The following is a 21,088-nucleotide window of genomic DNA, read 5'->3' on the forward strand; positions in this document are numbered from 1 at the left end:
AACCCCGGCAGTTTGCCCTTGCATTCCTATGGCCATAGACATACGATGCCATCAGGCAAAGGAAACCGATGCCGGAAGGGACGCCCATGGACCATAGCGACGCCAACCTCCTCAAAGGCCACCTCGACCTGCTGCTCCTCGCCACCCTCGAACGCGACCCCAAATACGGCGGCCAGATCATCGCCGACATCCAGGCGCAAACCAACGGCCACTTCACCCTCCGCGAAGGCAGCCTCTACCCCGCCCTGCACCGCCTCGAAAAACACGGCTGGATCGCCGGCACCTTCCAGACCCTCCCGCGCGGCGGCAGCCCCGTCAAGGTCTACCACCTCACCCCCACCGGCCAGCACGCCCTGCGCGACAAACGCGAACAGTACGAACGCTTCAGCGCCGCCGTGCGCGGCATCCTCGGAGGCCCCGCATGAACGCCGACACGTACATCCGCCGCGCCACCCTCACCCTCACCGGCCGCGCCCGCCGCGACGCCGCCACCGAACTCCGCGGCGCCATCGACGACAAACTCCACCGCTACGCCCTGCTCGGCCTGAACGAACACGACGCCCTCACCCGCACCCTCGCGGACCTCGGCGACCCCCGCGCCCTCAGCGCCCAGTACGCCCACGTGCACACCCTCCCCGCCGTCACCCGCGCCCTCGCGCTCGGCGCCCTCCTCACCGCCACCACGCTCACGCTTGGTGCCGTCGCCCAGAACACCGTCCTGCACCCGGTGCCCTACCAGAACCAAAACATCGACTGCGACTACAGTGACGCGGCCCTCGCGCAGCGGCCCGCCGCCGAAGCCGCCCGCATCCGCGCCGCCTTCCAGCAACAGGGCGGACGCGCCACCGTCGAAGCCACCTGCCGAACGTACCGCGAACACAGCCACCAGTACCTCCGCTTCACCGACGTCACCCGCGCCCTGCACGCCACCGGCCTGCACATCCAGCAGGACGCCACCAGCCTGACCATCCAGAACGCCACCGTGGCCGCCGAACGCTTCGGCGACGAAGCGTACCTCCACACCGACGCCCTTATCTTCGCCCTGCTGAACGGCACCGACCTCCCCATCAGCATCAGCGGCGACCGCACACCTACCCTGCAGGTCGGCCAGGCCACCCTCGTGCTCGGGACCCCCGATGCGCCCGTCTTCACCAGTGACCTCTACAGCATGGCCATCAGCACCACCCTGCAACGCGCGCTCCAGGCCGCCGGGCTCGACGCCGCTGCCCATTTCACCACCGCCAACGACGAAGGCGCCATGGGCGCCCCACCGCGACTCCAGGTTCAGACGCCCAAAGACGGCCAGTACGTCGTCATCACGGCATACGCTCAAGCCACGCCCGTCTGCCACTGCACCTTCACCGCCCGCGTCCGCACTGCACGGTCCAAGCAGTTCACGCTCCTCAGCGGCCCAACCGCCACCCAGCCCCACCGCGTGGTGAGCACCTTCACGGACCTCGTACGCGCGCAGCGCGCCGGTCAGCAGGCCCTGCTGGTTCTGCAACTCAACCCCAGCAGCGACCTACGCACCGTCATCAGCACCGCCGCGGACTATCCCCTGCCCGCCGCGCAGGTGAAACTCAGCGTTCAGCCGGCACCGCAACGTCCGGCGTGAACTCCCGCACGCGCTCCAGCAGATCCGTCGCCGTCAACTGCAACCGCACCGGCGTGACACTCACGCACCCATCCTGAATGGCGCCATAATCCGTGTCATCCGCGTACTCCGCCTTCGGCGTACCACTCACCCAGTAGTACTCCCGGCCTTCCGGGTCCTGCCGCGTCAGCACCGTGTCCTCATATCGGTGATCACTCAGACGCGTCACCCGCACCCCCCGGAACGGCGTCGGCGGGAAGTTCACGTTCAGCAACGTCCGCGGCGGCAGCCCCCCACACTCCAGGACCTGCCGCGTCAGGCGCGCCGCGTACTGCGCGCTCTCCTCAAACGCGTACTCCCCGCCCGGCCCGCTCAACTGACTGAACGCAATCGCCGGCAACCCCAAGGACACCCCCTCGATCGCTGCAGCGACCGTCCCCGAGTGCGTCAGGTCGTCTCCCAGGTTCGGCCCGAGGTTGATGCCGCTCACCACGATGTCCGGCCGGCCCCGAAGGTTCACACCCAGCACCACGCAGTCCGCCGGCGTGCCGTCCACCCGGAACGCCGGGATATCCCCGAACCCGGCCGCCTTCGTGTGCTTGAAGCGCAACGGTCGGCGGAACGTGATTCCATGCCCGACGCCACTCTGCTCGACATCGGGCGCCACGACCGTCACATCTGCGAACTCCGCGATCGCGAACGCCAGCGCCTTGATGCCCGGCGCAAAAATACCATCGTCGTTCGCAATCAGAACTTTGGGGCGTGCGGGAAGGTTCGACATGCGGTTCAGCCTACCGCAGCGTTGCCAGAAGCAGTGCAGAACTCAACGGTTGATTGGTTGTTGCACCGTCCTTGGGCTTACTTGTCGGGTAGGCCGAGGATCTTCGACAAACTGCTCAGGAGCTATCAGGTGTTGTTGAAGCTTCTGGCCACTTAAGTTGAGCTGCGTAACGCATTTAAATCTGCTCTATCGTATGCTCCCGAATTTATTTTCAGGAATCATCTCTGAGAGTAAATGTCGAATTTTGTGTTCATCGTTTTTCTGCGCAGCAGAACGTAATGCTTGCACGTTATCGATGATCTGATACTCGTTGACCTGCGCCAGTCGAGCACTGAATATTTCGCTGTGCGTCGTGGCGTCTGCGCCTTCGCTCGTGGTCAGTAACTCCTCATAAAGTTTCTCGCCCGGACGGATACCGCTGTAGACCACGTCGACATTCCACGCACCGCTCAGTCGGATCACGTCATGGGCCAGGTCCGCGATCTTGACTGGCTCACCCATATCCAGGACGTACACTTTTCCGTTTTCCGCCAGGCCACCTGCCTGCAAGACCAGCCGCGCGGCTTCTGGAATGGTCATGAAGTACCTCACCATCTCGGGGTGGGTGACGGTAATGGGTCCGCCAGCACGGATCTGCGCCATAAAGGTCGGCACGACACTCCCTCGGCTGCCCAGAACGTTCCCGAACCTCACCGAAACGAACGCCTGGGCGTCCCGCGCGCGCGCCGCCCCTGCGGAAACGACCATTTCGGCCACGCGCTTGGACGCTCCCATCACGCTGGTCGGGTTGACGGCCTTATCCGTCGAGATGTTCACCAGACGGCTCACACCGAACTCCAGGCACAGGTCGACGACGTTCTGCGTACCGATGACGTTGTTCAGGATGGCTTCGGAAGGCGCTTCCTCCATCAGAGGCACATGCTTGTGCGCTGCGGCGTGGAAGACGACTTCGGGGCGGTAGCGTTCGAATACGGCGCGGAGGCGCGCGGCGTCACGGACGTCCCCAATCAGGCCGACCTGCTCAATTTCGGGCCATGTCCGCAGCAGCTCCTGTTGAATCGAGAAGATGCTGTTTTCACCACGTCCGAACAGCAAAACGGTCGAGGGACCGAAAACGGCCAGTTGGCGGATGATCTCGGAACCGATACTGCCGCCCGCGCCGGTCACCAGAATCACCCGTCCTTTGAGGTAACTGGCGATTTCTGCGGTGTTGAGCCGGACGGGTGGGCGGCGCAGGAGATCTTCGAGGTTGACGTCGCGGATCTGGCTGATGGTGACGTCACTGCTGAGAATCTCGAACATGCCGGGAATAATGCGGTAGCGCAGACCGGTATCGCGCGCCAGACTGACCACGCGGCGGACGAACTGACCGTCCGCGGAGGGCACGGCAATGAGGATCTCCTGCGCCTGCTCGCGTTTGGCGACGGTGACAAGGTCGTCTATGGGGCCGAAAACTGGGAGGCCCACCACGCGCCCCCGGATTTTTCGGGGTTCGTCGTCCAAGAAACCGATGGGTTCGAGGCCCGCTTCCGGGTGGCGCTGCATCTCGCGCGCAATCAGGCTGCCGGCGTCGCCCGCGCCGACAATCAGGACCCGTTGGCGTTGAGGTGCCGCCTGCAGGCGGACGCGCTCGCTGGTCAAGCGTGCGACCAACCGGATTCCCCCCATCAAGAGCAGGCCGAGCACGCCGGCCATCACGGGCACACTCCGGGGAAGTTGGAGCCAGGTCTGAAGAATGAACCCTAGGGCGAACATCACCAGGGTGGCGAGAGTGACGGCGCGGCCCAGAAGCTGCAGGTCCAGGATGCCGACGCGCTGCCATGATTGCCGGTGGAGGCTGTAGTACGTTTCCAGAGCGGCCATGACCAGCAAGCTGAGCAGCAGGTACCCGAGGACGTTGCTGGGCACGCCGCGACTCAGGAGTTCCGGCTTGCGGAATCCGTAGGCCAGCAGTCCAGCGGCGCTCCAGAGGGCGAGATCGATCAGGAACTTACTGGTGGTCGGCTTCATTTGGTTCCGGTCCCTTGGATGATGGAGCGTAACGTCATGGTGACAATCCGGAGGTCCATGGTGAGGCTCAGGCTTTCAAGATATTCGGCGTCGCGCTTGACCTTTTCGGCATCTGTGAGGTCGTCGCGGCCGGTGACCTGAGCATACCCGGTGATGCCGGGCGCCAGCGCGTCGACGCCGGCGGCTTCACGGAGGGTCAGGACGGGGGTTTGCGTCATCAGGGCGGGGCGGGGTCCAATCAGGCTCATTTCGCCCTTGAGAACGTTCAGGAGTTGCGGCAGCTCATCCAGGCTGGTGCGTCGCAGGAATGCACCAATGCGGGTGATGGGGTTCAGGCCGGACCGCTCCATGTCTTCCGTGGAGAGGTTGGGCGTGCCGGTGCGCATGGTGCGGAACTTGTAGATGACGAAAGCGCGATGCTTGCGCCCCGCCCGTTCTTGGAGGAACAGGATCGGTCCGGGCGAATCGAGACGGATCAGCACGCCGATCAGCACGAGCAGCGGGCTGATCAGCAGCAGCACCAGGGCGGCCACCAGGCGTTCCATGGGTGAGCGGACGCGCAAGTAGAGCTTCTGCGTCCATGTCAGCTGCCGTGAAGTGCGCGGCGTCGGTGGGGTGCGCAGGCTCGCGCCGGTTCGACCGAGCGCCTGCCAGACGGGAAAGGGCGGGGTCCAGCCCAGAAGGTGCCGGGCCTTGTCACTGCTGACCTGCAGGGAACCCAGCAGGCGCGCGGTGACTGCCGGACGCCGAACCACCTGGCCAGCGAGACGCAGCAGGGCTGGTGGCACGGCCGGAAGCCAGGGTTGTCGCCCCTGGGCTTCCGCGAGACCGCGGGTCAGTTCCGCTGTCGAGAGGTCCTGACCGTCCGTGGCGAAAAACACCTGTCCCGGCGCGGCTGGATGACTGAGTGTCAGGATGATGAGGTCCACCAGGTTCTCGACGTACACCAGGCTTCGGCGGTTGCGAACGGCGCCGAGAGGCAGGGGGACGCCCCGGCCGGCGGCCCGCGCGAGGGCCATGAAGTTGGCTTTGACGCCCGGTCCGTAGACCAGCGGCGGGCGAAGCACCACCACCTGCAGGCCAGTGGCGGCAGAAAGTTCGAAGAGGGCCTGCTCCGCTTCCAATTTACTGACGCCGTAGGGGTCGACGGGCGCCGGAGGCGTCTGTTCCGTGAACGGTTCGGCGCTGGACTCGCCGTTCACCTTAACGGAGCTGAGGTACACGAAGCGCTGGAGGCCCTGCTGTGCTGCGGCAGCAGCGAGCGAGCGCGGCGCGTCCCGGTTCACGGCGCGGTAGGCCGCGAGGGGGTCCGGGTGCGTGTCGTTCATGACGTGTACGCGCGCAGCGAGGTAAATGACCCGGTCCACACCGACCAGGAGCGGTTCCCAGTTCAGCCCGGCTTGCGTGAGGTCGGGAAGCGGAACAAAGTGGACTCCTTCGGGGAGGCCGTCGGGACGACGGGCGGCGGCGTGCACACGCTCGCCGCGCCGCACGAGCTCCTGGCAGAGGGCGCGGCCCACGAACCCGCTGGCACCCACGACGAGGACTGCTCCTGTCATTTCGTGCTCCGGAGGGCCATCAGCGTCTCTTCGAGTTGCGTGAGCAGCTGCTCGCGCTCGAAGTGCGCCTCGAAATAGGCGCGCCCCTGTTGCCCCATCGTTTCGCGGGCTTCGCTGGGCAGCGCCTGAAGCGTCCGGACCGCCTCAGCCAGGGCGGCGCCGTCCTGCGGTGGGCAGGTCACCCCAGCGTGCGCTTCCCGGACGATCTCCGCGCCTTCACCGGCCAGGGACGCCAGGATCGGCCGTCCGCACGCAAGGTAGGACTGGATTTTCGCAGGAACCGTCAGCGCGAACAGATCGTCGCGGGTCAGGGACACCAGCAGGGCGTCTGCTTGCGCGAAGAACTGGGGCATCTCCTGCGCGGGGTGGCTTCCCAGGAAGTACACCCGGGTCAGCCCACGCTCTCTGGCCTGGGCTTCGAGTTGTTGACGAACGCTGCCGTCGCCCACGAAAACCCAGTTCACGTTCTGGTCCCGCAGGCGTTCGGCCGCGTCCAGAACAGTAAAGAGGTCCTGAGCGACACCCATGTTGCCCGCGAACATGACCGTAAAGCCTTCCGGGATGCCCTGCGCCTGTGCCCAGCGTGGGTCACGTGGGCGCGGTGCGTAGAAGCTCTCCGCGTACTGCGGGTAGTAGCTGATGCGTTCAGCGGGTACACCCAGACGCTGCACGCGCGGAATGAACGCGCGGGACGTCACCAGAATCTGGTCGCACGCCTTGTAGATGCCGCGCACCATCCACTCGACAGCCTTGAGAGCCACGGGGTTCTTCACGAACCCCGTGGCCGACAGGCTCTCCGGCCAGAGGTCCTGAATGTAGAACGCGATCGGCCGGCCACTCAGGCGTTTCAGGGTCATGGCCGGGAACCCCACTGTCATCGGGGAGGGTTCATAGACGAAGATGGCGTCGTACCGGTCACGTGCCAGGCGTGCGCCCAGCACGCTGCCGGACAGCGCGAACGACAGGTAGTTCAGCATCAACCTGGCGCCGCTGCCCTGTCCGCGGGCCAGCATGGGCACACGGAGGACGCGGATGCCTCCGAACTGCTCCTCGACCACCTGCCGTCCGGTGTACCCGTGCGTGAATCTGCCGGATGGGTAATTGGGGTGCCCGGTGAGGACCGTGATGCGGTGCCCGCGTTGGTGCAGGCCCTCCACGAGGTCATTGATTCGGAAGTTTTCTGGCCAGAAGTACTGCGTGACGATGAGCAGGTGCATTACATGTCTTTCCGCCAGACCACGCGGTTCACGTAGTCCGTGTAACTCAGGATCAGCCGCACGACCTTGTCGGAAACGTTCGGCATGGCGTAGTCCTCCACCAGCCGCAGCAACCGGTCGTCACCGCGAGGCTGGCGTTCCAGGATGGTCAGCCCCTGCAGGACGCGTTCCACCTGCAGCCCCGTCATCATGACGGCCGCCTCTTCCATTCCTTCAGGCCGCTCATGGGCCTCGCGGATGTTGAGGGCCGGGAAATTGAGGATGCTCGATTCCTCCGTGATCGTGCCCGAGTCTGAGAGCACCGCCCGGGCGTGCATCTGAAGGTGAACGTAGTCGTGGAAGCCGAGCGGCTTCAGCAACTCCACGTTTTCGTGGAAGCTCAGGCCAGCCGCATCAATGCGTTTCTGGGTGCGCGGGTGCGTGGAGACAATCACGCGCTGGCCGAAGTGGTCAGCCACGGCGTTCAGGGTCTCGTGGAGCCGGCGCAGGTTCTTGTCGGAATCGACGTTCTCTTCGCGGTGCGCACTCACCACGAAGTACGCTCCGGGATGCAGACCCAGCCGCGTCAGCACGTCAGATGCGTCGATCTGAGGGCGGTAGTGGTGCAGGACCTCGAACATCGGGCTGCCCGTCTTGATGACGCGCGCAGGATCCAGACCTTCGCGCAGCAGGTATTCGCGGGCAATCGAGCTGTACGTCAGGTTGATGTCGCTGGTGTGGTCGACGATCTTCCGGTTGGTTTCCTCCGGGACGCGCTGGTCGAAGCAGCGGTTCCCGGCCTCCATATGAAAGATGGGGATCTTGCGCCGTTTGGCGTTGATGGCCGCCAGGCAGCTGTTGGTGTCCCCGAGGATGAGCAGGGCGTCCGGCTGCTCCTGCGCCAGCACCGGATCCATGCGGATCAGGATCTGACCGATCGTTTCAGCGGCGCTGCTGCCCGCCGCTTCCAGGAAATGATCCGGTTGCCGCACACCCAGATCATTGAAGAAGACGCCGTTGAGTTCATAGTCGTAGTTCTGCCCCGTGTGAACCAGCACATGATCGGTGTACTCATCCAGACGAGCGAGCACTCGGGAAAGACGGATGATTTCCGGGCGGGTACCGACGACGGTCATGACTTTCAGGCGGCGGGTTGGGGGCAGGGTCATGCAGGCTCCACAAGTTCAGGGTAGGTGTCCGGGTGCTGAGGGTCGAAAAGCTCGTGGGTCCAGAACAACGTGGTCAGCACGCCGGAGCCGACGTTGGTGATGTTATGGGTGTGCAGCGTTGGGATGTCGATGTACACGGGGGTGTCCCCACGCACGCGGAAGGTCTGCACTTCAGCGCGGGTAACATGCCGGAGCTTGATTTCGGCTTCTCCGCCTGTAACCAGGAAACGCTCGATCTTGCGCGTGTGGTAGTGGTTGCCGCGGGTGATGCCCGGGTGCGTGGTCGACAAGAACGCCTGCCCGCCATTCGGACTCTTGATGGCTTCGAACAGGCTGCCGCGCGCATCCGTGTGGAGCGTCAGGGCCACAGGGTAACGCTGCGGGTACAAGTACGACCGGTACGTGTTGAACAGGTCCCGGTCGAAGTCCTGCCGTACGTCAGGGATGATGTGCGCTGCGTACAGGCTGTGGAACTGCTGCAGGCGGGCGAGCAGATCCCCGACGGTCAGCTGTTCTCCGGTGACACGCACGTCTCCGGTGGTCCCCTCCAGGATCAGGTGATGCAGTTGGCGCGCCACCTCCTGCGCATGAATCTGTTCGACGACAGCGTCCGCGTTGACGCTCGGGGATTCGCCGTTGGCCACCTGAAAGCAGAAGGTCGAAACGACCGAATTGTAAAACGGCTTCCCGCCCTCCCCGAAGACCCCCGGCAGGATCAGGTTGGTAAAGGGCGCTCCGGTTCGCTCTGCCCATGCGCGCAGCACGCTCGTCGCGTGACGCTTCGAGACCCCATATGCGCTGTCACGTTCAATATGCGTAGACGACGAAAACAGCAGGTGCGGTCGCGCACGCTCCGCGGTCAGAGCCGCGATCAATTGCTCGCAGAGCAGCACGTTGGTGCTGGCGATGTCCGCGTCCTCTCCCCTGTTCATCCCGGCGAGGTGAATGATGGCGTCGCACCCCCGCACGAAAGTCTGCAGTGTTTCAGCCGTGCCAAACACCTCGCGCCCGCCTGCCACCACCTCGGTGTCAGGCTGCCCCTTCAGATAAGCGTGGAGGTGAGTACCAAGCAGCCCACGCGCGCCCGTAATGCCGATGCGTTTCAACGTGCGCCCTGGAAGTTGGCCAGCTCACGTTGCACGTCCGGCAGGCTCAACAGCAGTTCCTCCACCTGCGCCACGCTGAGACGCTCGGTGTTGTGCGACGTGTAATCATCCACCAACGCCTCTTCCGGTTCGCCCTCCGTGAAGTACTTGGCGTAGTTGAGGTCGCGGTCGTCCATCGTGATCCGCAGGTAGTCACCCATGTCCTGCGACTTCACAAGTTCACCGGAAGTCGCGAGCGTCTCGAAGAGCTTTTCGGCGTGACGGGTGCCGATGATCTCGATGGGCACGTCCGAACGGAAGATGTTCTTGAGCGCCTGCGCCAGGTCCGCCACGGTGGAGGCGGGGGCCTTGCGAACGAAGATGTCGCCCTGCTGCGCGTGTTCGAAGGCAAACAGCACCAAGTCGATCGCGCTTCGCAGCGAAAGAAGGAAACGTGTCATGTTGGGGTCCGTGACGGTCAGAGGGCGCCCCTGCTTGATCTGCTCAATAAACAGTGGGATGACGGAACCGCGGGAGTACATCACGTTCCCGTAACGGACCGTGGAGATCATGGTGTCACCCTCGCCCAGTCGGCGGGCAGCAGCGGTCGCGACCTTTTCCATCAGGCCTTTGGTCATGCCCATGGCGTTCACCGGGAACACGGCCTTGTCCGTGCTCAGGCACACCAGGGAAGCCACGCGGTGGGCGATGGCCGCTTCGATCACGTTGTGGCTGCCCACGATGTTGGTCATGACCGCTTGCATGGGGAAGAACTCACACGACGGCACCTGCTTGAGCGCGGCCGCGTGGAAGACCAGATCGACCCCGGCCATGGCCTGATCAATGCTTTGTCGGTCCCGAATGTCCCCGATATAGAACTTGACTTTGGGGTTTTTCATGCGGACACGCATCTGTTCCTGCTTGAGCTCATCACGGCTGAAGACGCGGACCTCCGCGACGCCGGAGTCCTTGACCAATTGAAGCAGCTCATTTCCGAAAGAGCCGGTACCGCCCGTAATCAGAATGGTTTTACCTGTCAAATTTTGCATGTTGCTTCCTCTTGGAGAGTGGTCAGTTCAGTTGTGGGACGGTGCAGGGCGTGCGGGAAGAGGTGGAGGTTGCTGGCGCGGACGAGGGGATCATGGGCGGTGCGGCGCGCGTACGCCACGCAGCGGTCCCGGCGGGCCTGCAGGGCGTCGTCCGGGGTGGCCAGCAGGGCCTCGAGGGCGCGCAGGAACTGTTCAGGGTGGTGCAGGTCGCACACCCAGCCCACCCCCTCGGCGTCCAGGTCCTGCCACGGCGTCTGGTCACTCAGCACCACCGGGCAGCCGGCGCCCAGCGCCTCCAGAATCACGTGCCCGAAGTTCTCCCCCTGCGTCGGAAACAGGAACCCGTCGTACTGCCCGAACACCGTGTGGACCTCGGCGTGGTCGACCACGCCCCGGTAGGTGACCTGCACGTGCTCGGGCAGGTGCCGCATCGCTGCGCGGCAGGCTTCCCAGTACGCGCGGTCCTCCAGCGGGCCGTACACGTCGAGCGCCAACGGGGTGGGCCACTGCGCCAGCAGCTTCAGCAGGTACAGCAGGTTTTTCATGGGCGTGATGCGCGACAGGAACACCAAGCGCGGCACGGCGCCCCGCGTGAAGCGGGGCGCGCGGGTGTCGTCCACCGCGTCCGGAATATCTGGGGCGATCTGAACGTGGACGGGCCCGAGCTGTCGGCGGATGTCGCACTCCTCCAGGAAGGCGGACGCCTGGAAGACGTCCACGACTCGATCGAGGCGCAGGCGGCGGAAGAACGTCAGGTACAGCTGCTTCTTGGCGCGTTTGAGCTGCAGGGCGCCCGGGGAGAACTCGCCGCGTGGGGCGAGCACCACCTTCAGGGGGGGGCGCGTGCGGCGCAGGTACAGCAGCAGGCGGATCACCGTAGGCGAGAAGAAGCTGTTCAGGTACAGGTACTGCGCGCCCAGGTCCAGCGCGCGCTGCACGATGTGGGCGGCGGTGAAGTGCGCGTCGTCCAGGTAGAGGTTGTGGGAGTGGGGCGTCTGGATCAGGGTGTTGGGGGTGAGGTCGGCGTAGACCTGCCCGTCGATGTCCTTGTTGCGGGTGATGACGAGGAAGTCCAGCTCGCCGCTCAGGGCGGCGGTCATGTTCGCCAGGGTGGTGACGGGGCCGCCGGCGAGTCGGCCGGGCAGGTAGGCGTCCATGACGGCGGCGATCCGCCCGGGGGCCGGTGGGGTGTGCGGAGGTGGGGGCAGCGGGTGGGAGCTCGTCATGCGGCGTGCTCCAAGCTTACTGAGGCGGGCCCTTCACGCGACCTTCTGGTTTCGTTTAGACGCAGCGCCGCCACCACCAGCACCCACTGCAAAAGGCCTGTTCCACCCATGCTGAACATCGTCATCTCTCCAAGGTTGCTGCTCAGAAAATACGCAAGGAGCGGTAACCCCATGTAATTTCTGCTGCGTATTGCATAAACGGCCAAGGCAAAGAACATGAGAATCAAGGCCGTCGTACCTACGATCCCCTGTTCCTCAAGAGCAGCCGAGAGCCATACCCCTTTCTCGAGCGCAATTCCAATAGGGACATCGATGACCGGGACGTAAGTGATTTTTGCACTGGCAACATCAGATGGGACCCCAAATCCGATTCCCAGTACAGGATGTTCGCGGAAGTTCGCCAGGCTACGGTCCACCAGGAATCCGCGGGAAGTTTGTGCAGCATCCAGAAAATTGGACGCATTGGATCTCTTAAAGATGAAACTTTCCAGAGCAGCGCCGTTATGTGACCCAATGACCGTGCCAATAATGACAGTTAATGCCATTAAAAGGCGAAGTCCGAATTTTTTCGGGCTTCGGAAAATGACCACTAGCCATGTGGTGACTGCGGCGATCGCGAAGCTCAGTAATGCTGTCCGGGCTTCGGACAGGATGATGCTGCCCAGCAAACCACCTAATGTCAGAATGGATAAGACTGGCGGCAGGGCTGTCATACCTGTCCACCAGCGGTACAAGAGCCAAGTGGCGCCCAGAGCCATCCATATTCCGAAGACTTGAGGCTGATTAGTAAGCCCCTGAAAACCAAGACCGTTGACATTAAAGCCAATGGCTGGAACAAATAAAGCAGGAAGGCTAAATAATAGATAAAAGGGTATAAAACGATCCACCCTCCCAGCAAATCCTTTCCAGTCCACTCGTGGCGTGTTAAATAGATTCCAAACTGTTAAAGAAAAGAGTAAGGCTTTGAAGAAAGATATGGTTGGTAGAGCTGAAACCATAACAACATTAAAAAAGAGCAGTGCTCCACAAGCAAAAATTGTCCAACCCACCCACATATCTGTCAGCCTGAGTTTTGGCCAGAGCAGCAGTAAGCCCAGTAGCAGGGGCAGATACCGCAGAAAACCCATGATGTCCACTTGAAACACCGCAGGGTTAGCCAATGTCAGCAGGACTGTGCCCGCCAGCCCATCAGGGAGGCGTTTATTGCACAGCAGGATGACCAAACACACCACCGAGAGAAAAACCCCACCCGGAAAAATTGAGGCAGCCAGAGCGAGCGGCAGGAGCAGGTCGAGCAGCGACACACTTAGAGCAGCGCGACGTGGCGCAGCAAAAATCATAAATTCACTTTACTCGCCGCGGTCGGCATCCCTTTGGAAGGGATGCCGACCGCGTCAAGAAGGCGCTGAGCTGCCGCTTGGCCAGACCAGTGCATGCGGATGTGTTGAGCAATAGTTTCACGCTCCACCTCTGAGGGTGGTCCACTGACGATCTGCTTTTCGAGTGCAGCGCGCAGACTCGGTACGTCAGGGGCCACCACCTGACCACAATGCACGTTGCCCTGCAACATATCTTTCGCGCCGGTCAGCGTCGTACAGATAACTGGAGTTCCCTGAAAGAGAGCTTCATTGACGACAACGCCCCAGCCCTCGTCTGCTGTGTTAGGAAGGACCAAGGCAGTAGCGTTCGCCATGCGTTGTGCAATTGCATAGGGCGGTTCAAAATTCTCAAAAGTTACTCGATCAGCAATGCCGTTTTGAAGGGCTTGCGCCTCCCACCTTGCTCGCTCAGGGCCTTCTGTTATGAATGTCGCGTGCCAGGGAAGAAATCTGAGATGACTCAGGGTTTCCAGCAGGAGAGAACCCCCTTTATACGGTACAGACCGTCCCACAAACAGAAGTTCGACTTCCACCCGAGGTCGCTGAAGAGGAATCCGTGGAGGTTCCACAAAGTAGGCGAAAGGGGTAAGCAGATTGGGAGAATAACCAACGCGGCGGTACCATTGCACGCCGAGATCTCCTATAGCCAGAATGCGCTGGATATTGCTTCTATACCGTGCTCGCAGCAGATAGTGCTTGAGGAGCCTGAGATATTTGGCTTTGCCGTGGCCATTCCAGTCTCCGGCTTCTGCCATAACTACTACTTTTATGCCTTGCTCGCGGCATAGCTCGATGGCGATTGTTCCCGTCTTATTGCTACGAAGCCCGGAGAAAATATGTATGGAGGTGTCTCGCTGTTGCGAAATTAAAAGGTCGATCAATGCTGGAGAAGGCTGAGTGTAAACCGTAACGTTTTGGTAGTTCGGTGCATTCCAATGCATGTTACGTCGCTGTTCGGATAGCTCATTTTGATCAAGGACCAGTTCAACAGTGTGCCCGCCTGGGTGGCGCGATAAAGCGTCCAAAAGTGCATATTGATGTGGGCTGTGAAACTGCTGCCAGAAAACGAACCTCATGACCAATACTCTAAGGGCTGATGTGCCTACTCCGCTGACTGGCGGTTTTCCTGATGGTCAGCTGCTTGGCAGGGCCTGCTCAGACCAATAAGTATTATTAAGGAGAAATGTGTATTATGAAAAAAAATATTATGGTTCTCATACAGGACGCCACCCTCCTCAGAGGGACTGAGCGAGCAGCAATCTCGCTGGCAAACGCTCTCGCTGATTTCGGCCACACTGTGTCGGTGATCAGTGTCTTTTCAAACGACCAAACTCTGGCGTATCCTCTAAGCGACGGTGTAGAGGTACGCCACTTGGGTATCAAGCGCGAGGTTCAAGGGAGCCACTTAAAACGCGTCTTCAAGCTCATAGGGGTTATTAGGGCACTGCACCCACTCTTTCCTAGAAGAGCGATAGTGATTGCCTCGGAGGACATGCTTGCCCTCGCAGCGCTTTTTGCCAGGCAAAGCTCCTCATTACAGATAATTGCTTGGGAACATCTTCTCCATTGGGATACTGCACGTCTCGTCCTTCTCTTGCGCAAATTATTCTTTCGCTTTATGTCAGCCGTGGTCGTCCTTAATAGAGATGACATGACTTACTTTAAAGGCATAGGCGTCAAAAATGTTTATATCATCCCTAATATAAACTCTTTTCCCGATATTATCAAAACAAGCGCTGTTCATCGGCGCTTGATCGCTGTCGGAGCACATGTACAAGATAAAGGCTTCGCACGCCTTATACAGCATGCTGCGCCAGTACTTCGTAATTATCCGGATTGGAAACTCACCATTGTTGGTCGGGATGTCCCCGGTTCCGAGCTGACGGAAATCGTCAAGGCAGAAGGTGTACACAATCAAACTGAGCTTCTTGGCCCAACTCGTGATATTTCTGCAATTTATTTACAGTCTTCCATTTGCGTGGTCACTTCTTACCGAGAAAGTTTCAGCCTCGTTATTACAGAAGCCAAATCCCGGGGACTGCCCACTCTCGCTTACGATTGTCCAGCGGGGCCCCGAGAGTTGATCTCCGATGGGATTGACGGTTACCTCGTCAATGACGGCGACGTTCTTACTTTTAGAAACAGACTTCACACCCTAATATCTGATCAAAATCTACGCAATGAAATGAGTCAAGCAGCCGCTCTTTCCGCCGAAAACTATACGGCTAAGCAGGTATATCAGCTATGGAAACCACTGCTTTAAAAAACAAACACGTAATTTAAGCAAGAGAGCTAAAAGATCCATACCGTCATACGCCTGATTCAATAAATAATATTTTTAAATGACTCCGCAAAAAACACTTTAAATCCAGCTTGAATCTGTTATTAACACTTAAGCAACTGCCGTTGGTTTAGCGGCTTGTCGACGTCGCCAGAACCACCATGCAGCGACAGCCAAAGCAAAGAGGTCAAGGACGGCCAAAACGAGACTCCACCGTAGGGAAGGAGCAACCCAGAGGTGCACGCCTACAAGCACAACAGCGCCCAGAGTGACCAGCCATAACCGCCCCGGGAGTGCTATACCGACGTTCTGACGAAAAGCATAAACACTGCCGAACAAGTAAACGGCGTAAGCACCTACGTACGCCCATCCCACGGCTGTAAAATCGCCTGTTCGGGAGAAAAGCCACAGCAGGACGAGGTATATGACGCTCCACAGCAGTTCGAGCAGGAACATATACAACTTCGCCTGCCGTGCCAGCAACGTGAACCCGATGGCCCAGGCCGCCAGCTTGAAGATGTCACCCATGAATTGCTGTCTGGCCAGAAGGGCCGCTGGCCTGAACTCTGGACTGTAGAGCAGTGTGACAACGTACTCGCTGCAGAGTACCAAAAGGCAAATGGCCGGCAGGGCGAGCGTCACGGTGAGGGTGATCTGTTGACTGACCATCCGGGTCAGTTCAGCAGGACTGGACTGTTCAGCTGCTTTGCTGATGCGCGGAAAAAATTCTGTGGACATGGCCGTGAGCAGCACGCCCAGGTACAACATGGTGAGGGCCCAGGCGGCCTGGTACTGGCCGAGGGCGACGCTGCCGAACCTCTGTTCGATGTACCATCTGGCGCCGTATTGACCGAGGGTGGCCAGGCCGGCTCCCGCAGAGAACACCACCCCCAGACTGAGCATGGCGCGCAGTTGCGTCCGTAAGGCGTCTGCAGAGATGCCTGTAGCGGGGGCGCGGTGGGGGCGCTGCATCAGGACCGCCATGACCGTGGTGATGAGCAGCGGGGCGAGCAGGGCTGTGTAGAGCCCCCAGTTTGGCATCAGCCAGAGCACGAGCAAGGTACAGATGGTCCCCAGCACGGCGCCGAGACCATTGACCCACGCGATGGTGTGTAACTGTCCGAGGCCGTTGAGGACCGCGATCTGGCCTGCCGAAGTGATGGTGAGCATGACTGCGAGGGCGGTTGCCCAGCGGTCCGGGCCCGTCGGTGTAATGCCGAAGTATGGCGCCAGCATCGCCGTCAGAATGCCGGCGAGCACACCGAGGATGGCGGTGCCGACCGTCAGGCTGCGTTGCGCGGCACCAGCGTCCGGGGTGTGCTGCGTGACCGTCACGCGCTGAACGCCACTGGTGGAGAGGCCCAGTCCACCCAGCGTCGCGGCAGCTCCTGCGAGCGTCATGAGCAGACCAAGATGCCCGACACCCACCGCGCCGATCTCGAGCGCGAGCATCTTCTGCCGTACCATGCCGGCCACGATGGTGATCAGGGATGAGGAGAGCAGGACGGCGAGAACACGAACGATGTTTTTCAAGTCAACCCAGACGGCCAAAGGCGTTGACCGCTTCGATAACCTGGTCTTCTTGCTCTGCTGTCAGGTGTGGCCCGATCGGCAGGCTCAGGACGGAGCGGTGGATGCTTTCAGCAATGGGGAAGCGACCCTCCGGCCAGCCCAGGCTCGCGTACGCGCCTTGTCGGTGGGGTGGGATGGGGTAGTGGATCAGGGTCTGAATGCCCCGGTCCGCCAGAAACTGTTGCAGTTCGTCCCGGCGCTGATGCTGAATCACGTAGAGGTGCCAGACAGGTTCCGCGGCGGGATGAACGGCGGGCGTCTGGACGCCTTCCAGATGGGCGGTGTACTTTTCAGCCGTCGCGCGTCGCTGCTGATTCCAGTCGTCCAGGTGGCGCAGCTTGACGCGCAGGAATGCGGCCTGCAGTTCATCCAGGCGGCTGTTGACGCCGGCCACCTCGTGGATGTACTTGGTTTTGGAGCCGTAGTTCCGGAGGGCGCGCAGGCGTTCGGCAAGTTCATCGTCGTTCGTCGTGATGGCCCCGGCATCGCCCAGAGCGCCCAGGTTCTTGCCGGGGTAGAAGCTCCAGCAGGCCGCATTGGTGCGGGCGCCGACGCGCTGACCGGCGTAACGTGCGCCCTGTGCCTGCGCGGCGTCCTCGATGACAAACAGGCCGTGCCTTGCGGCCAACGCCTGAATTTCCGTCAGTTCGGCTGGCTGGCCATAGAGGTGGACGGGAACGATGGCCTTCGTTTTGTCAGTGATGGCGGCTTCGATCTGTTGGGCGGTGATGTTGTACGTGGATGGGTCAGGTTCCACGGGAACGATGGTGGCGCCTGCATAGGAGACGGCCAGCCACGTAGCGATGAACGTGTTACTCGGAACGATGACCTCGTCGCCCGCACCAACGCCCAGGGCCTTGAGCGTCAGGGTGATCGCGTCCAGGCCGTTGCCCACGCCGATGCAGTGCTGCGCGTCCACGTACGCGGCGTACTCCTGCTCAAAACGTTCGACTTCCGGTCCACCAATGTACCAGCCGCTCTTGATGACGCGCGCACTGGCCTCCATCAGGTCCGGTTGGATCAAAGCGTTGATTTTTTCAAGGTCAAGGAAAGGAATCTTCACTGTTTAATCTCCATAGGTCTGCCTGAATTCGTCGTAATCCCTGATGTAGTCCTCCTCGGAAAAGTGCATGGAGGCCAGCACGAAGCACACGGCACCTTCGGAAAAGTTGGTCAGGTCACGCCACAACCCTGGCGGTACGTAGAGTCCCTGATCAGGCCGGTCGAGGCGGAACGTCTTTTTCTGGCGGCCATCATCGAACTCGATTTCGAAGGAGCCAGCCAGGCAGATGAACACCTGCTGCAGGGCTTTGTGCGCATGTGCGCCGCGACTCTCTCCTGCGGTCACGTCATAAAGGTAGTAGCAGCGTTTGATGTCGAAGGGGATGTGTTCGCCCACCTCGACGAAGCTCACACTTCCGCGGTGGTCGGTGCGGCGGGGAATGGGGAAGGTATAGACCAAACTGAGGCTCATGCCTCGCTGTCCTCTGCCGGGCGACGCTCACGGATTTTCGCGGGCATGCCGAAGACCAGCGCGCCGTCAGGCACCACTTTCGTGACCACGGCGCCCGCCGCGACCGTGGCGTTTCTGCCGACCTTCACGTTCGGCAGCAGCATGGCTCCGCCACCAATAGACGCGCCGGCCTGAATGTGCGGCCCGATGATCTCGCCTGGGCGGTAGCTGCGAAGAGACATCTTGTTGTCGTTCATGGTGCCGACCATGGTGCTGATGAACACGTCATCTTCAACGACGGCGTTGCCCGTGACGTGCGTAAGGTCCATGACCTTCACACGGTCGCCTATCGTGGTGTTGTAGTTCACCGTAACGTACCGGCTGATGATGCAGGAGTTCCCCACGCGGCACTGCTCGCGAATCGACGCGCCGTCGCCGATCAGGGTGCCTTCCCCGATGGTAACGTCGTAAAAAATGACCGCATGCGGACCGATGGATGTGCCGGCACCGATGCGGATGTGGCGCTCGTAGACGGGCTGCCGGGCCGTCGCACCAGCACCTTTGGGTGGCTTCCCGATTACGGCGCCATGCCAGACTTCCACATCGTCCTCAAGGACCACGCCCGCACCGATAAACGCGTGCGGATGGATCACGACGTTTCGGCCGAGGCGCGCGCCTTCTTCTACGACGGCAAAAGGGCCGATGGTGGTTCCTTCGCCGATCTGGCTGCTCTCGACGTGGGCTTTGGGGGAGATCTGCGTATTTGCTTGGTTCATAGGTCCTCCAGTCAGGAACACTGACGTAGCACAGGGGGATGGCCTTACACCTGATGACTGACCAGGGACAGCAGGTATTCCCCGTACTGGTTCTTGGCCAGCGACCGGGCCTGCTCGGCCAGTTGTTCAGTCGAGATCCATCCACTGCGCCAGGCGATCTCTTCGGGGCTGGCGACCTTCAGCCCCTGACGTCGTTCAATCGTCTGAATGAACAGGCTGGCTTCCAGCATGCTTTCGTGGGTGCCTGTATCCAGCCAGGCGAAGCCACGGCGCATCCTTTGGACGCTCAGCAGCCCTTCGCGGAGGTAGGCGGCGTTCAACTCGGTGATTTCCAGTTCCCCACGAGCGGACGGCTTCAAGGTCCGCACGACATCAACCACGTGCGGATCGTAGTAGTACAGTCCGGTGATTGCAAAGTCCGACTTGGGCTGAGTGGGTTTTTCCTCCAGGGAGATCGCGCGTCCTTCGGGATCGAACTCCACGACGCCGTAGCGCTCAGGGTCGCTGACCTGATAGGCGAACACCGTGGCGCCGGTCCGCGTCCGGTCAGCCTGTTCCAGCAGGTCCACCAGGCCGTGACCGTAGAAGATGTTATCGCCGAGAATCAGGGCGCTGTGGTGCCCCCGGATGAAGTCTTCACCAATCAGAAACGCCTGAGCGAGCCCTTCGGGCTGTGGCTGCACGGCGTACTCCAGCTGCAGCCCCCACTGGCGTCCATCGCCGAGCAGTTGCTGGAACCGCGGCGTGTCCTGCGGCGTCGAGATGATCAGGATTTCCCGCATGCCGCCCAGCATCAGGGTCGTCAGCGGGTAGTAGATCATGGGCTTGTCGTAGATGGGCAGCAGTTGCTTGGAGACGGCCAGCGTGGCCGGGTACAACCGGGTACCGCTTCCACCAGCCAGGATGATGCCGCGCCGGTTCGTTTGCAGGCTCATGCCGTGTGTCCTGCCAGGCGGTCACGGTACTGGCGCTCGTAGTATTCCCGGAACGCGCCGCTGCGGATCGGTTCCCACCACCAGCGGTTCTCGGCGTACCAGCGGGCCGCTTCGGCGACGGCCTGTCGGGGGTGGAACGCTGGCGTCCAGCCCAGATTCCGCATTTTGCTGATGTTCATGGAGTAGCGCCGGTCGTGGCCTGGACGGTCCTGCACGTGGCGGATGAGGCTGGGGTTCCCGTTCAATTCCTGAAGGACGATGTCAACCATTTCCAGGTTGGTCATTTCCTCGCCAGTGCCGACGTTGTAGACCTCGCCGGGCTGACCACGAAGCAGGACGGCTTCGATCCCGGAGCAGTGGTCAATGACGTGGGTGTAGTCACGCATCTGCAGACCGTCTCCGTATACGGGCAGGGGTTCGCCCAACAGGACATTCGTGGAGAACAGCGGCACGGCTTTTTCCGGGTACTGAAAGGGACCGACGTTGTTGGAGCCCCGCGTAATCGTGACTGGCAGGCCATACGTGATGTGGTAGGCCTGCACCAGCTGGTCAGCGGCAGCTTTGCTCGCGGCGTAGGGGCTGCGGGGAAGCAGGGGATCTTCCTCCGTGCTCTGATGTTGGTCCTCGATATGCCCGTAGACCTCATCGGTGCTGATGTGGTGGAACCTGATTCCGAGTTCGCGGGCGACTTCGAGCAGGACGTGCGTGCCCCGAACATTGGTGTCCGTGAAAACCAGCGGACCCGCGATGCTCTGGTCAACATGGGTTTCAGCGGCGAAATTGACGATCAATTCGGTCTGATGTTCAAGACAGGCTCGGCGCACTGCGCTCATCTCAGCAATGTCGCCCTGCAAGAAACTGATCTGCTCGTTTTCCCACAAATCATGCAGGTTTTCTTTTCGGGCGGCGTAGGTCATCTTGTCGTATACCAGAAGGTGATCTTCTGGATGCCGAGTATGCCAGTAGCGAACGAAATTGCTGCCAATGAAGCCGCAGCCTCCTGTAACCATGATCTTCATTTCT

The 21,088-nt window shown here is 61.2% G+C and carries 19 protein-coding genes; 3 read left to right on the forward strand and 16 right to left on the reverse strand.

What is annotated here, in order from left to right:
* Positions 1-86: 86 nt before the first annotated feature.
* Together DEIMA_RS14850 and DEIMA_RS14855 are read left to right on the forward strand one after the other, a co-directional pair.
* Positions 87-425, forward strand: a complete 339-nt coding sequence (locus DEIMA_RS14850) for a PadR family transcriptional regulator (RefSeq protein ID WP_148234980.1) — start codon at positions 87-89, stop codon at positions 423-425.
* Positions 422-1,615 carry a hypothetical protein gene (locus tag DEIMA_RS14855; protein WP_013558093.1) on the forward strand — a complete coding sequence of 398 codons (1,194 nt, stop codon included), beginning with the start codon at positions 422-424 and terminating at the stop codon, positions 1,613-1,615. Before DEIMA_RS14850 ends, DEIMA_RS14855 begins: the two co-directional genes overlap by 4 nt.
* Here the strand turns inward: DEIMA_RS14855 and surE are convergent.
* The 10 genes from surE to DEIMA_RS17610 all read right to left on the reverse strand — a co-directional run bounded on the left by surE (position 1,581) and on the right by DEIMA_RS17610 (position 14,124).
* A complete protein-coding gene (gene surE, locus DEIMA_RS14860) occupies positions 1,581-2,375 on the reverse strand; it encodes a 5'/3'-nucleotidase SurE (protein ID WP_013558094.1) in 795 nt (264 codons plus the stop codon). The two genes, DEIMA_RS14855 and surE, sit on opposite strands and share 35 nt — an antisense overlap.
* A 186-nt stretch (positions 2,376-2,561) precedes the next feature.
* Positions 2,562-4,385, reverse strand: a complete 1,824-nt coding sequence (locus DEIMA_RS14865; RefSeq protein ID WP_013558095.1) for a polysaccharide biosynthesis protein — start codon at positions 4,383-4,385, stop codon at positions 2,562-2,564.
* Positions 4,382-5,944, reverse strand: a complete 1,563-nt coding sequence (locus DEIMA_RS14870; RefSeq protein WP_013558096.1) for a hybrid nucleoside-diphosphate sugar epimerase/sugar transferase — start codon at positions 5,942-5,944, stop codon at positions 4,382-4,384. The genes DEIMA_RS14865 and DEIMA_RS14870 overlap by 4 nt, the downstream gene beginning before the upstream one ends.
* Positions 5,941-7,161, reverse strand: coding sequence for a glycosyltransferase family 4 protein (locus DEIMA_RS14875; RefSeq protein ID WP_013558097.1), 1,221 nt, complete (start codon positions 7,159-7,161; stop codon positions 5,941-5,943). The genes DEIMA_RS14870 and DEIMA_RS14875 overlap by 4 nt, the downstream gene beginning before the upstream one ends.
* Positions 7,161-8,309 (reverse strand): non-hydrolyzing UDP-N-acetylglucosamine 2-epimerase, encoded by a 1,149-nt coding sequence (gene wecB, locus DEIMA_RS14880; RefSeq protein WP_013558098.1) that lies wholly within the window; start codon positions 8,307-8,309, stop codon positions 7,161-7,163. The genes DEIMA_RS14875 and wecB overlap by 1 nt, the downstream gene beginning before the upstream one ends.
* Positions 8,306-9,415, reverse strand: coding sequence for a polysaccharide biosynthesis C-terminal domain-containing protein (locus DEIMA_RS14885; RefSeq protein WP_013558099.1), 1,110 nt, complete (start codon positions 9,413-9,415; stop codon positions 8,306-8,308). Before DEIMA_RS14885 ends, wecB begins: the two co-directional genes overlap by 4 nt.
* Positions 9,412-10,443, reverse strand: coding sequence for a polysaccharide biosynthesis protein (locus tag DEIMA_RS14890; protein WP_013558100.1), 1,032 nt, complete (start codon positions 10,441-10,443; stop codon positions 9,412-9,414). Before DEIMA_RS14890 ends, DEIMA_RS14885 begins: the two co-directional genes overlap by 4 nt.
* Entirely contained in the window at positions 10,431-11,669 is a 1,239-nt protein-coding gene (locus DEIMA_RS14895; protein ID WP_013558101.1) for a glycosyltransferase, read from the reverse strand. Before DEIMA_RS14895 ends, DEIMA_RS14890 begins: the two co-directional genes overlap by 13 nt.
* Positions 11,666-13,009 (reverse strand): O-antigen ligase family protein, encoded by a 1,344-nt coding sequence (locus DEIMA_RS17605; protein WP_013558102.1) that lies wholly within the window; start codon positions 13,007-13,009, stop codon positions 11,666-11,668. Before DEIMA_RS17605 ends, DEIMA_RS14895 begins: the two co-directional genes overlap by 4 nt.
* Positions 13,006-14,124, reverse strand: coding sequence for a glycosyltransferase family 4 protein (locus DEIMA_RS17610; protein WP_013558103.1), 1,119 nt, complete (start codon positions 14,122-14,124; stop codon positions 13,006-13,008). Before DEIMA_RS17610 ends, DEIMA_RS17605 begins: the two co-directional genes overlap by 4 nt.
* Positions 14,125-14,240: 116 nt before the next feature.
* On the opposite strand from DEIMA_RS17610, the gene DEIMA_RS17420 reads away from it, so the two are divergent.
* Positions 14,241-15,311 (forward strand): glycosyltransferase, encoded by a 1,071-nt coding sequence (locus DEIMA_RS17420; protein WP_013558104.1) that lies wholly within the window; start codon positions 14,241-14,243, stop codon positions 15,309-15,311.
* A gap of 129 nt (positions 15,312-15,440) precedes the next feature.
* On the opposite strand, the gene DEIMA_RS14900 is transcribed toward DEIMA_RS17420, so the two are convergent.
* Genes DEIMA_RS14900 through rfbB form a run of 6 tightly spaced genes read right to left on the reverse strand, consistent with a single transcriptional unit; the run spans position 15,441 to position 21,084 of the window.
* Positions 15,441-16,862, reverse strand: coding sequence for an oligosaccharide flippase family protein (locus tag DEIMA_RS14900; protein WP_013558105.1), 1,422 nt, complete (start codon positions 16,860-16,862; stop codon positions 15,441-15,443).
* A 1-nt stretch (position 16,863) separates the two neighbouring features.
* Entirely contained in the window at positions 16,864-17,964 is a 1,101-nt protein-coding gene (locus tag DEIMA_RS14905; RefSeq protein ID WP_013558106.1) for a DegT/DnrJ/EryC1/StrS family aminotransferase, read from the reverse strand.
* Between the two features lie 3 nt (positions 17,965-17,967).
* Complete coding sequence (locus DEIMA_RS14910) at positions 17,968-18,375, reverse strand: sugar 3,4-ketoisomerase (RefSeq protein WP_013558107.1); 408 nt, start codon at positions 18,373-18,375, stop codon at positions 17,968-17,970.
* Positions 18,372-19,130 (reverse strand): N-acetyltransferase, encoded by a 759-nt coding sequence (locus DEIMA_RS14915; protein WP_013558108.1) that lies wholly within the window; start codon positions 19,128-19,130, stop codon positions 18,372-18,374. Before DEIMA_RS14915 ends, DEIMA_RS14910 begins: the two co-directional genes overlap by 4 nt.
* A gap of 44 nt (positions 19,131-19,174) precedes the next feature.
* A complete protein-coding gene (gene rfbA, locus DEIMA_RS14920) occupies positions 19,175-20,065 on the reverse strand; it encodes a glucose-1-phosphate thymidylyltransferase RfbA (RefSeq protein WP_013558109.1) in 891 nt (296 codons plus the stop codon).
* Positions 20,062-21,084 carry a dTDP-glucose 4,6-dehydratase gene (gene rfbB / locus DEIMA_RS14925; RefSeq protein WP_013558110.1) on the reverse strand — a complete coding sequence of 341 codons (1,023 nt, stop codon included), beginning with the start codon at positions 21,082-21,084 and terminating at the stop codon, positions 20,062-20,064. Before rfbB ends, rfbA begins: the two co-directional genes overlap by 4 nt.
* Positions 21,085-21,088: the final 4 nt, after the last annotated feature.

This window comes from Deinococcus maricopensis DSM 21211 (assembly GCF_000186385.1).
GTDB lineage: Bacteria > Deinococcota > Deinococci > Deinococcales > Deinococcaceae > Deinococcus_B > Deinococcus_B maricopensis.